The sequence below is a fragment of the Bradyrhizobium sp. OK095 genome (genome assembly GCF_900109945.1).
Classification (GTDB): Bacteria; Pseudomonadota; Alphaproteobacteria; order Rhizobiales; family Xanthobacteraceae; genus Bradyrhizobium.
The window spans coordinates 106,033-118,434 of record NZ_FOBX01000017.1; the positions used below are offsets into that span (position 1 = coordinate 106,033).

At 64.3% G+C, this 12,402-nt stretch carries 10 protein-coding genes; 8 read left to right on the forward strand and 2 right to left on the reverse strand.

What is annotated here, in order from left to right; genetic code table 11:
• Positions 1–70 precede the first annotated feature (70 nt).
• Positions 71–1,879, reverse strand: a complete 1,809-nt coding sequence (locus tag BMW89_RS32795; RefSeq protein ID WP_092034471.1) for a PHA/PHB synthase family protein — start codon at positions 1,877–1,879, stop codon at positions 71–73.
• A gap of 252 nt (positions 1,880–2,131) precedes the next feature.
• Here BMW89_RS32795 and BMW89_RS32800 point away from each other — a divergent pair, with 252 nt between their 5' ends.
• From BMW89_RS32800 to BMW89_RS32835, 7 genes are all read left to right on the forward strand, one after another.
• Positions 2,132–2,407, forward strand: coding sequence for a hypothetical protein (locus BMW89_RS32800; protein WP_092034524.1), 276 nt, complete (start codon positions 2,132–2,134; stop codon positions 2,405–2,407).
• Positions 2,408–2,622: 215 nt separating this feature from the next.
• Entirely contained in the window at positions 2,623–3,843 is a 1,221-nt protein-coding gene (locus tag BMW89_RS32805; RefSeq protein ID WP_092034472.1) for an LL-diaminopimelate aminotransferase, read from the forward strand.
• Between the two features lie 28 nt (positions 3,844–3,871).
• Positions 3,872–5,188, forward strand: a complete 1,317-nt coding sequence (locus BMW89_RS32810; protein ID WP_092034473.1) for a homoserine dehydrogenase — start codon at positions 3,872–3,874, stop codon at positions 5,186–5,188.
• A 92-nt stretch (positions 5,189–5,280) separates the two neighbouring features.
• On the forward strand, positions 5,281–6,282 hold the full coding sequence (glpX, locus tag BMW89_RS32815) for a class II fructose-bisphosphatase (RefSeq protein ID WP_092034474.1): 1,002 nt from the start codon (positions 5,281–5,283) through the stop codon (positions 6,280–6,282).
• A gap of 84 nt (positions 6,283–6,366) precedes the next feature.
• Positions 6,367–7,086 carry a haloacid dehalogenase type II gene (locus tag BMW89_RS32820; RefSeq protein WP_092034475.1) on the forward strand — a complete coding sequence of 240 codons (720 nt, stop codon included), beginning with the start codon at positions 6,367–6,369 and terminating at the stop codon, positions 7,084–7,086.
• A 477-nt stretch (positions 7,087–7,563) separates the two neighbouring features.
• Positions 7,564–8,226, forward strand: coding sequence for a sulfite exporter TauE/SafE family protein (locus tag BMW89_RS37580; protein ID WP_244547748.1), 663 nt, complete (start codon positions 7,564–7,566; stop codon positions 8,224–8,226).
• Positions 8,160–10,313: an Ig-like domain repeat protein gene (locus tag BMW89_RS32835; RefSeq protein ID WP_244547750.1), complete on the forward strand. Its 2,154-nt coding sequence runs from the start codon at positions 8,160–8,162 to the stop codon at positions 10,311–10,313. Before BMW89_RS37580 ends, BMW89_RS32835 begins: the two co-directional genes overlap by 67 nt.
• Before the next feature lie 37 nt (positions 10,314–10,350).
• Here the strand turns inward: BMW89_RS32835 and BMW89_RS32840 are convergent, their stop codons facing one another.
• On the reverse strand, positions 10,351–10,926 hold the full coding sequence (locus BMW89_RS32840; protein ID WP_092034479.1) for a TetR/AcrR family transcriptional regulator: 576 nt from the start codon (positions 10,924–10,926) through the stop codon (positions 10,351–10,353).
• Between the two features lie 270 nt (positions 10,927–11,196).
• On the opposite strand from BMW89_RS32840, the gene BMW89_RS32845 reads away from it, so the two are divergent.
• Positions 11,197–12,399, forward strand: coding sequence for an efflux RND transporter periplasmic adaptor subunit (locus tag BMW89_RS32845; protein ID WP_092034480.1), 1,203 nt, complete (start codon positions 11,197–11,199; stop codon positions 12,397–12,399).
• The last annotated feature ends 3 nt before the right edge of the window (positions 12,400–12,402 follow it).

Sequence of the window (12,402 nt, forward strand, 5' to 3'; positions counted from 1 at the left end):
CCGGTCCCCTCCAAAATCCATCTCGTGAGCTTAGATGTCGTGAGCTTATATGAAAGCGCGCGCCATTGCGCTATGCACGAACCCTGACATAGCTGCCGGGCGCGTCCTCGATCGGGGGCAGGGCTTCGCTGCCGACCACGCGCGCCGGGACTTCCTCCGGATCGAGCGTGCCCAGCCATTCGCGCCAGTTCGGCCACCATGAGCCTTTGTGTTCGACCGCGCCCTTCAGCCAGTCCGCAACGGTGACGTCCTTGATGTTGTCGTTGGTCCAGTACTGGTACTTGTTCGAGGCCGGCGGATTGACGACGCCGGCGATGTGGCCCGAGCCGGACAGCACGTATTTCACCGGCCCGCCGAAGAACTGCGAGCCGTACAGCACCGACTCGGCCGGTGCGATGTGGTCCTCGCGGGTGGCGAGGTTGTAGACGGGCACCATGACCTTGGAGAGGTCGAGCAGGGTGTTGTCGAGCACCATCGTGCCGGTCGACAGCCGGTTCTCCAGATAGCAGTTGCGCAGATAATAGGAATGGTTCGACGCGGTCATCCGCGTCGCATCCGAATTCCAGTGCAACAGGTCGAACGCGCTCGGCTGCTGGCCCTTCAGATAATTGCTGACGACATAGGACCAGATCAGATCGTTGGAGCGCAGCATGTTGAAGGCCATCGCCATCTTGGAGCCTTCGAGCACGCCGGCCGTCTTCATGTCCTGCTCGAGCGCTGCGATCTGGTCCTCGTCGACGAACACCAGCAAATCGCCGGCATGGGTGAAGTCGACCTGCGCGGCAAAGAACGTCGCCGACGCCACCCGCTGGCGGCGCTTCTCGGCGAGCCAGGCCAGCGTGGTCGCGAGCATGGTGCCGCCGACGCAATAGCCGGCGGTGTGCACCTTCAATTCGCCGGTGGCGCGCTCGATGACGTCCATCGCCGTCAACACGCCTTCCTTCATGTAGTCTTCCCAGCTTTTGCCGCTGAGCCGCTTGTCAGGATTGACCCATGAGATCACGAACACGGTGACGCCCTGGTCGACGCACCATTTGATGTAGGATTTCTCCGGCTTGAGATCGAGGATATAGAACTTGTTGATCCAGGGCGGGATGATCAGCAGCGGCGTGCGCAGCACGTTCTCCGTGGTCGGAGAATACTGGATCAGCTGCATCATCTCGTTCTGGTAGATCACCTTGCCCGGCGTCGTCGCCATGTTGACGCCGACGACGAGATTGTCCGGGTTGGACTGGCGGATCTTCAGCGTGCCCTTGCCGGCCGCGATGTCCTCGGCCAGCATCTTCAGGCCACGCGCGAGATTTTCGCCGTTGCTCGCGACCGTCGCACGCAGCACTTCCGGATTGGTCAGCACAAAGTTCGACGGCGAGATCGCGTTGGTGAGCTGCTGGACGTAGAACTCGGCCTTGCGGCGGGTCTGCGGATCGAGCCCTTCGGCATCGTGCACCAGCTCCTGCGCAAATTTGGTCGTGAGCAGATAGAGCTGCATCATGAAATCGAAGAACTGGTTCGACTTCCATTCCGGATCGGCAAAGCGCTTGTCGCGCGGCGAGGGCGCGATCGCAGGTGCGGCGTCCTGGCCGGCCATGCGGCGCGCCGCCGAGCCCCAGAGGTCGAGATAGTCCTTGGCGAGCTTGGTCTGGAGGTCCGATGAACGCGTTTGGTCCGACAGCCAGTATTCGGCGACCGAGGTGAAGGTCTTGACCACTTCCGTCAGCTCGGCCGGCGGGCGGTCCTGCACCTCGCCGCTCTCGCGCGGCTTCAGATACGCGGCGAGCGCCTTGCCGCCGCTCTCCATCGCCTGCGCGACATTCATCGCGAAGGCGTTCGCATCGAACTTCGTCTCGGGTTTGGGCGTATCGGTCGTGGCGGTACTCATGAGCAGAACAGTAACGATTCATTCCGTATTCGTCACCGCGAAGCTCGCATTTTTGGCGCTAAACACGCTGCAAGATGTGCTGCACTGCGACAGAGCCCTTGGTTTTGTCACAATCAGAAGGCACGTCTTGGACCAGTGGGCCTTGGAAGTATTCTCGCTCGTACCATTTGTGGGCAGCAATGGTTTGAGCTTGGGCAGGTTGTCGGGTTAGTCTCCGGCGGCTTGCTTTGGGACGAGGTGGGGATTTCCCAAGTGTTGGCGTTGAGGGACCTGCAAAAGTCGCTGCCGATCTGTGGCGCGTTGCTGATAGCGGCGCTTGCCTTGGGTGGCTGCTCGAGTCAGCTGGCTGACTACACGCCCACCGACGGGCAGGCCCATCCCAGGGAGCCCGGCAGCTACCTTCCGGTGCACGATCTGCCGCCCGATCGTGATCAAGCGGTCATCCCGCCGGACCAGCGCGCCAAGATCGAAGCCGAGCTTGCCGCCGCGCGCGACCGCCAGTCCGTCGCCGCCAAGGATGCGAAGTAGCGCGGTGCAAGGTAATCGCTGGCGCCCCCGCCACTCCGTGCTAAAAAGACCTCAGTTCAGCCGAGAGTCAGGGCGAAGGTGTTCAGCCCTTGTCGCCGAAATTCGCTCCAAGTAATTGATTTTGAGCGATTTTTACGCAAGGGGCGGGCGCCTTTCAGACGGGCGTCGTAGCCTGTCGATTCTGTCCTGACCGGTTGCCCGGAGCCCAGAGAGCCATGGACGAGTTTTACCGCATCCGCCGCCTTCCGCCTTACGTGTTCGAGCAGGTCAACCGGGCCAAGGCGGCCGCGCGGAATGCCGGGGCCGACATCATCGACCTCGGCATGGGCAATCCGGACCTGCCGGCGCCGGCCCATGTGCTGGAGAAGCTGAAGGAGACGCTGGGCAAGCCGCGCACCGACCGCTACTCGGCCTCCCGCGGCATCCCAGGCCTGCGCCGGGCCCAGGCCGCCTATTACGAGCGCCGCTTCGGCGTGAAGCTCAACCCCGACACTCAGGTGGTGGCGACGCTCGGCTCCAAGGAGGGCTTTGCCAACGTGGCCCAGGCGATCACCGCGCCGGGTGATGTCATCCTCTGCCCGAACCCGAGCTACCCGATTCACGCCTTCGGCTTTTTGATGGCGGGCGGCGTGATCCGCTCGGTGCCCTCGGAGCCGACGCCAGAGTTCTTCGAGGCGGTGGAGCGGGCGATCGTGCACTCGATCCCGAAGCCGCTGGCGATCGTCGTCTGCTATCCCTCGAACCCGACCGCCTATGTCGCGAGCCTCGACTTCTACAAGGATCTCGTTGCGTTCGCGAAGAAGCACGAGATCCTGATCCTGTCCGATCTCGCCTATGCCGAGGTCTATTTCGACGAGAGCAACCCGCCGCCCTCGGTGCTCCAGGTGCCCGGCGCGATCGACGTCACCGTCGAGTTCACCTCGATGTCGAAGACCTATTCGATGGCTGGCTGGCGCATGGGCTTTGCCGTCGGCAATGACCGCGTCATTGCAGCGCTCGCCCGCGTCAAATCCTATCTCGACTATGGCGCCTTCACGCCGGTGCAGGTCGCCGCGACCGCCGCGCTGAACGGCCCCGACGATTGCATCAAGGAGATGCGCGACACCTACCGCAAGCGCCGCGAAGCGCTGGTGGAATCGTTCGGCCGCGCCGGCTGGGACATTCCACCGCCGGATGCCTCGATGTTCGCCTGGGCGCCGCTGCCGGAGGCCTTCCGCAGCGTCGGCAGCATGCAGTTCGCGACCCTGATGGTGGAGAAATCCGGCGTCGTGGTCTCGCCCGGCGTTGGCTTCGGCGAGCATGGTGAAGGATATGTCCGCATCGCCATGGTGGAAAACGAGCAACGGATCAGGCAGGCCGCGCGCGGCGTGCGCCGCTTCCTTGAAAGCGGCATCGAAACGTTGCACAACGTCGTTCCGCTCGCCAACCGGCGCTAATTCTCTTCTGCAGGTTCACTAAAGCATCATGGTCGCACCCCTGAAAGTGGGCATAGCGGGGCTCGGCACCGTGGGTGCCGAAGTTGTCCGTCTGATTGAAACGCAAAGCCGCGTGCTTGCCGGCCGCAGCGGCCGGGCAATTCGCGTCGTCGCCGTCACCGCGCGCTCGAAGGCCAAAAAGCGCAGCGTCGATCTGCGCGGCGTCGAATGGGTCAAGGATCCGATGGCGCTGGCCACGCATCCCGGGATCGACTGCTTCGTCGAATTGATGGGCGGCGCCGGCGATCCCGCGCTGTCGGCAGTTGAAGCCGCGCTCAACGCCGGCAAATCGGTCGTCACCGCCAATAAGGCGCTACTGGCCAAGCACGGTCTGAAGCTTGCCAGGGCCGCCGAAAAGCACGGCGGTGCGCTGAATTTCGAGGCAGCGGTCGGTGCTGCGATCCCCGTCATCAAAACGTTACGCGAGGGTCTTGCCGGAACCGGCATCAATCGCGTCTATGGCATCCTCAACGGCACCTGCAATTACATCCTGACCCGGATGGAGCAGGAGGGCCTGTCCTTCGCCGAATGCCTCAAGGATGCGCAGCGGCTCGGCTATGCCGAGGCCAACCCGTCCTTCGACGTCGATGGCCACGACACCGCGCAAAAGCTGGCCATTCTCGCCAGCCTCGCTTTCGGCACGAAAGTTGCTCAAAGCGCGGTGTATGTCGAAGGTATCTCCTCCATCGCGCCGGAAGATCTGCGCGCCGCTGACGATCTCGGTTACCGGCTCAAGCTGCTCGGCGTTGCCGTGCGCACCGCCAAGGGCATCGAGCAGCGCGTGCATCCGACCATGGTTCCAAAATCCTCCTCGATCGCGCAGGCGATGGGTGTCACCAATGCGGTCACGATCGATGGCGAGGGCATTCCGCCGATCACGCTGGTCGGCCCCGGCGCGGGCGGTGCTGCAACCGCATCCGCCGTCGTCGCCGACATCGCGGATGTTGCGCGCGGCATCCGCGCCAATCCGTTCGGCCGGCCGATCTCGCATTTGCGCGACACCAAGAAGGCGCCGATGGAGCGTCACGAGGGCGGCTACTACATCCGTCTCTTGGCGCGTGATTTCCCCGGCACTGCGGCTGCGATCGCGACCCGGCTCGCCGAGCAGAAGATTTCGATCGAGTCGATCGTGCAGCGTCATCCCAATGGCGGCGCTGCGCCGGCAGATGGCAAGGCGGTGCCCGTGCCCGTCATCCTGATCACCTATGCCACGCACGAGGACGCGGTACGCCGCGCGCTCGCCGCCGTGCAGAAGGACAAGGTGATCAGCGGACGGCCGCAGGTGATCCGGATCGAGAAGAACTGAGCGTGCAATGACACGGTTCGAACGAACTGTGGGTGTTACGAGTTGATGCGGGCGGAGATTTCCGTCCCAAACTGTTTCGAAGGAGTTAGCCGATGTCGACCCATATTTCAGTCCCGCCGCAAGCCTTGCTCGAGCGCATTCTCACGCTGGAGATCGTGCGCGTGACGGAGCGGGCGGCGGTGTCCTCGGCGCGGCTGCGCGGGCACGGGCAGGAGAAGCCTGCCGACCAGGCCGCCGTCGACGCCATGCGGCGCGAGCTCAACAAGCTGCCGATCCAGGGCACCATCGTGATCGGCGAAGGCGAGCGCGACGAGGCGCCGATGCTCTTCATTGGCGAGAAGGTTGGCATGAACACGGGCCCGGAGGTCGACATCGCCGTCGACCCGCTCGAAGGCACAACGCTGTGCGCCAAGAACATGCCGGGCTCGATTGCCACCATGGCAATGGCCGATGGCGGCACGCTGCTGCACGCCCCCGACGTCTATATGCAGAAGCTTGCGATTGGCCCCGGCTACGCCAAGGGCGTCGTCGAGCTCGATGCCTCGCCCGCCGAAAACGTTCACCGCCTCGCCAAGGCCAAGGGCGTCACAGCGGCCGGGATCACCGTGCTCGTGCTCGATCGTCCGCGCCATGCCAGCATCATTGAGAGTGTGCGCTCGACGGGTGCTGCCGTGCGCCTCATCACCGACGGCGACGTCGCCGGCGTGATCCATTGCGCCGATCCTGATAACACCGGCGTCGACATGTATCTCGGCACCGGCGGCGCGCCGGAAGGCGTGCTTGCGGCCGTGGCGCTGCGCTGCATCGGCGGCCAGATGCAGTGCCGCCTGATCCTGGATTCCGACGAGAAGCGCGAGCGCGCTGCCAAGATGGGCGTCAACGATCCCAAGATGATCTACGGCATCGAGGACATGGCGCGCGGCGACTGCCTGTTCGCCGCCACCGGCGTCACCACGGGCTCGCTCCTCTCGGGCGTAAAATTCCGCAAGGACGGCGTGATCGAGACCGAGACGGTGGTGATGCGCTCGGTGACCGGCACCGTGCGCTACATCAAGGCCGAGCATCGCGAGCTCGCGAAATTCCACCTCGACTAAGCAATGCAACTGCCGTCATTCCGGGCCTGCGCCTGACGCGCATCCCGGAATGACCAAGAAGAAACAATATAGAGAGAAACGCACATGCCCGATCTCTCCGCCGTCAAAGCCCTCGTCTTCGACGTGTTCGGCACGGTCGTCGACTGGCGCACCAGCCTGATTACCGACTTCACGTGGTGGGGGAAGGGCCGCGGCATCAGCGCCGACTGGACCGCTTTGGTTGACGGCTGGCGCGCGGTCTATTCGGCCTCGATGGACGAGGTGCGCAAGAACCCGCAGCACGGCTACGTCATGCTCGACGATCTGCACCGCCGCTCGCTGGAAAAGCTGGTCGAGAAGTTCCAGATCAAGGGTCTCACCGAATCCGATCTCGATCACCTCACCAAAGGCTGGCACCGCCTGCATCCGTGGCCCGACAGTGTCGCCGGCCTGACTCGGCTGAAGACGAAGTTCGTGATCTCGCCGCTGTCGAACGGCAACGTCGCGCTCCTCACCAACATGGCGAAGTTTGCAGGGCTCCCCTGGGACCTCATCATGTCGGCGGAGCTGTTCGAGCACTACAAGCCCGATCCCGAGACCTATCTCGGCGCCGCGCGACTGCTTTGCCTCAAGCCGGAAGAGGTGATGATGGTCGCCGCGCATAATTACGACCTGAAGGCCGCGCAGAGCTACGGGCTGAAGACCGCCTTCGTCGCGCGGCCGACCGAGTACGGTCCGCTGCAAAAGATTGATTTCGAAGCCACCGGCAATTGGGACATCGTCGCCAAGGATTTTGGCGGGGTCGCCGACAAGCTCGGCTGCTAGCACCGCGACTCCCGCTCTCAGCTTGGCTGCGAACTCGACCACCAGGTCGAGCAATCACGCCTGCGCAGGGCCGCGGTCGTAACCTGCGTGCCGCAGCAGCAAGACCGCGACCTCAATCAGCTCCAACACACCGCCATACCTCGCGGAGGGCGGGCCGCCGCCCGACATGTGCCTACGGCTCAGAACCCCGGGCAATATTGTACCGAGTGCAATGTTCTTATTGTACCGAGAAATAAGTCGGATCATATTCCGGGCAAAGAGCAAATTGCACCGGGCGCGCTCGGTGGCTACGGAGCGACGACAATGCACCTGAGTTATTTCGATCTGTTTCTGGCGTTCCTCGGATTGACCTTTGGAGTGCCCTCAGCGCTGCCCGGCCTGTTTTTCCAGAACAAGAATCCGAGGTCGTAAGCGGACCGATGCCGCTATCCGGAAAGGCGTGACGGACTTGCGCGCGACGGAGCTGGAGAAGCGCAGATGGAGTTGACTGTCAGCACGATTCTCGTCGCGTTTACCGGCGTCTTCCTGATCTGCTTCATGAAGGGCGCGTTCGGCGGCGGCTTTTCGATCGTCGGCATTCCGTTGCTGTCGTTCGTGATGGACCCGGTGACGGCCGGTGGGCTGCTCGCACCGCTGTTCATTGCGATGGACCTGTTCGCACTGCGTTACTGGAAACCCTCGACCTGGTCGAAGCCGGACCTCGTGCTGCTATTGCCCGGGCTCGTGGTCGGCATCGGCCTCGGTTATCTCCTGTTTCGCGTGCTGGACCATCGCGCCGTCGCGATCGTGATGGCGGTCGTCACGCTGATCTTCGTTGGCTTGTGGTTGGTGAGCGATCCAAAGGTGATCATTCGCCCGCGTTCGACACCGAAGGCGGTCGCTGCCGGTCTTGCCTCTGGCGTGACGACGATGGTCGCGCATTCCGGCGGGCCGCCGCTGGCGATGTATCTGCTGCCGCTCGGCCTCAGCAAGGAGGTCTATGCGGGAACGACAAGCCTTTTCTTCACCGTCGGCAACGCGACCAAGGCGGTGCCGTGGCTGCTGCTGGTGCGGCAGAAACCTATACCATCACGGTGGGCAATGCCGGCCCTGACGCTGTCGTGGGCGCGACTGTCGTGGATGTCCTGCCTGCGGACCTGACGCTCGCGAGCTGGACCTGCGTCGGGGCAGGAGGGGGGACCTGTACGGCGTCGGGATCCGGCAGCATCAACGATAATGCGGTCGATCTTCCCGTTGGCGGGAGCGTGACTTATACGCTCCAAGCCACGGTTTCACCTTCGGCGTTGACAGCCGCCAATCTGAACAATACCGCAACCGTGACAACGCCCGGCGGCACCACGGACCCAAACCCGGGCAACAACTCAAGCACGGATAGTGATGTCGTCGCCGCCGGAGTCGATCTCGTCATCAACATGACGGACGGCGTCACCAGCGTGACCGCGGGTGGAACGACGACCTACACCATCACGGCGAGCAATGCCGGTCCCAACGCGGCAGACGCGACCGTTTTGGATACCTTGCCCGCGGTGTTGACGGGCGCCACATGGACCTGCAGCGGAGCGGGCGGGGGCACTTGTACCGCGGCCGGGTCCGGCAATATCAACGATGCGACGGTCACCCTTCCCGCGGGCAGCAGCGTGACCTACACGGTCTCGGCAAGTATTTCGCCGGCCGCAAGTGGAACGTTGAGCAATACTGCGACCGTGTCTATCAGGACCGCCTTTCTGAACGAATCCAATACCGCCAATAACAGCGCCACCGATAACGATACGATCGTGCCCGTGTCCGGGACGGCGACGGCGCTCACCTCGAGCAGCAATCCCAGTCGCCTCGGAGAGTCCGTGACCTTCACCGCATCGGTGACGAGCGGTGGGGGAACGCCGACGGGAACTGTCACCTTCAAGGACGGCGGAACGACGATCGGCACGGCCGTGCTGTCCGCCGGCGTTGCGAGCTTCGCGACGTCTGCCCTGACGCGCGGATCGCATGCGATCACCGCGAGCTATGGCGGCGGCTTGGGCTTCTCGGCAAGCGTTTCGGCCGTGCTCCAGCAATCGGTCGGCGATCCCCTGGACAGTCTCAAGCTGCGCGCGATGCAGGTGATTGCAGCGCCGGTCGTTGCGCAGACCTCGGGCCAGGCCATCAGTGGTGCGATCAACAGTGCGATCAACGAGGCGTTCGCCGGGAATGGTTCGCCGGTGACGATGAACGGCGGTGGTGTGCGCTTCAATTTCGCGGCCGAGACGCCGAATGCCGGGGACCCGGCGGGAGCGGGACTCCCGCAGAACGCGTTGGCTCTGTCCGCGGATCCTGCCGCGCGGTCCAGCGCGTCTCCGGCCCGCATCGACAACGCCTTCGACGCCCTGGCCTATGCTGCGCCCGTCAAGGCGACGCCCCTGAGAAGGACTTCGCCGGACTGGTTCGGTTGGGCCGAGGTGCGCGGTGCCGTGCTCGACCACTGGTCCGCACCGGTGCTCGGTGCGCCCGCCACGGCCTCGACCTTGTATGGAAACCAGGTCAATTTGCTGGCTGGCCTGACATGGAAGGCGACGCCTGTCCTCGCGGTCGGCGCGCTCGGCGGCTACGAGACCTTCGACTATCGCTCCGACGCGCTCCAGGGGCGCCTCAAGGGCGATGGCTGGACGGTCGGCTCCTATCTCGGCTGGCTGATGGCCACCAGCCTGCGCTTCGACGCGGGTGTCGCCTATTCGGGCATTGGCTATGATGGTTCTTCAGGGCTCGCTTCAGCCAATTTCACCGGCCATCGGCTTCTTGTCACCGGCGGTTTCACCGGGACCTACGCGGCGATGGGCTGGCAGCTCGAGCCATCGCTGCGCGTCTATGCGTTGTGGGAGCACGAAGACGCCTACACCGACACCCTCGGGACGCAGCAGGCGGCGCGCAACTTCTCCACCGGCCGCGCCAGCGCCGGTGCAAAGGTCGCCTATCCCTTCACAATATCGCCGGGCACCCAGATCGCGCCCTATGCCGGTGTCTACAGCGATTACTATTTCAATCGCGACGACGCAGCGCAGCTCCTGATCCTCGGGACCGTTCCGACGGCCTACGCGCTCGACGGCTGGTCGGCGCGCGCCGTGGGTGGCGTCACGGCGCAGTTTGCCAATGGTGGGCAGATTGCGCTCGGCGCCGAGCGCGCGGGTCTTGGCGGCAATGTGGGTCTGTGGACCTACCGTGCCCGCGCATCGGTCCCGTTCGGAGCCCGATAAGCGAGCTGCGGCCGGCGCGCGGGAATGGCGTGTCCGGCTATCCGGCCTGATCTTCAGGCGCACAGAACATCGCAATCGCAAGATCGATCCGCTTGTCCAGCATGCGTCGATTGGGCCGGAATCCGTCATCGGTCAGCAGCCTGAAATGGTCGTGGCTGAACACCATGCCGAGCAGCATCTCGGCGACGAAACGCAGCGGCAAGCCTGCGAGGCGCGGCTCCAGACGCACTGTCTTGAGCAGGTCCGCGACGTCGTCCGTGCCGTTCTCCAAAATGACCTCGGCGAACATGCGGCCGAGGCCCGGCGAGGCCTGACGCTCGCCGATGATCAGGCGATGCAGCGCGATCTCGCCCGGTGCCAGCGCGACGTCGGCAATTTTGCGGAGCGAGTGCCGTAGCCGCGCCGACGGCGGTCCCTCGAGGGAAACGTCCGCGAAATGAACCTTGGGCAGGCTGCCCAGCAGCATCGCGCGGAACAGCTCGGTCTTGCTCTCGAATAATTTGTAGAGCGTCTTCTTCGACATTCCCGCGGCGCCGGCGATGTCGTCCATCGTCGTTGCGGCAAAACCCTTGCTGGTGAAGGTGTCCTTCGCCGCCGCCAGCAACTGCGCCATGCGCGCGTCCGGCGCGGGAAGGTTAACGCTTCGTTGCGGAGAGGGCGTGCCCGCGGGGCGCCCGCGACTGATCGATGCTCTTGCCATAACTGCCGCCGAATATGAGCCGCTTCACGACTGCTTGAACGGAAATGTGAAGCAAGCCTAGCACTTGACTTCGGAGAAGGAAACTACCAAGTTTCCCAATGGAAACCGAAGAGTTTCCGAATGTTTCTGTTGCCGTGATCTCGCCTCAGGTCGGTCCGCAACACCATCACATGGATCGACATCATGCGTCCCCCGATCGCCCGCGCTGTTCCATTGATTGCCTTGCTGCTGCTCGCAGGTTGCGGCGAGGAGAGCCAGAAGCCGGCAGCGCAGGTGGCGCCGGAAGTCGGCGTGATCACGTTGAAGCCGCAGGAGGCAAAAATCTCGACGGTCCTGCCGGGCCGCGTCGTCGCCTACCAGACCTCCGAAGTCCGACCGCAAGTCACCGGCATCCTGCTCAAGCGCAACTTCGTGGAGGGCGCCGAGGTCAGGGAGGGCGACCTGCTCTATGAGATCGATCCGGTCCAGTACAACGCCGCGCTGGCCAGTGCCGAGGCCGCCGTGCAGAGGGCGGACGCGACGCTGGTCAGCGTCAAGCTGAAAGCCGCGCGCAAGACCCAGCTGCTTCAGACCAATGCCGCGAGCCAGCAGGACGTCGACGACGCGGTCGCCGCCTACAAGCAGGGCGAGGCCGATGTGAAGGCGGCGCAGGCCAACCGCGACACCGCCGCGATCTCGCTGGATCGCACCAAGGTCACCGCGTCGATCTCGGGCCGGATCGGCAAGTCCACCATTACGCCGGGCGCGCTCGTCACCGCGAGCCAAGCGACCGCGATGACGACGGTCCAGCAGCTTGACCCTGTTTATGTCGATCTCGACCAGTCGACCTCCGAGATGGAGCGCCTGCGCAGCCAGATCGCGGGCGGAAAGCTCAAGCGTCCCGCTGATGGCGTGCAGGTCGAGCTTCTGATGGAGAGCGGCAAGACCTACGGCCACAAGGGCAAATACGGCTTCACCGATGCGAGCGTCAACGAGAGCACCGGCTCGGTCTCATCGCGCGCGATCTTCGCCAACCCCGAGCGCGCGCTGCTGCCCGGCATGTATGTGCGTGCGCGGGTCGTCGCCGGCGTCGATCCGGCCGCGATCCTGGTGCCGCAGCGCGCGGTCTCGCGCAATCCGCTGGGGCAGGCGGTGGCGCTGTTCGTCGACAAGGACAACAAGATCGAGCAGCGCACGCTCGACCTCGGCGAGGACGTCGACGGCAATTGGCTGGTGCGATCAGGCGCCAATGCGGGCGATCGCCTCGTCGTCGATGGCACCCAGAAGGCGCGCCCCGGCGCCGCCGTGAAGACAGTCGAGGTCGCAGTGGATCCGGCGACCGGCCTTGCGGTGAACCCGACGCGGCAGGCCGATGCGCGGCCTGCGGCTGCGACAACCGAGCAATAACCG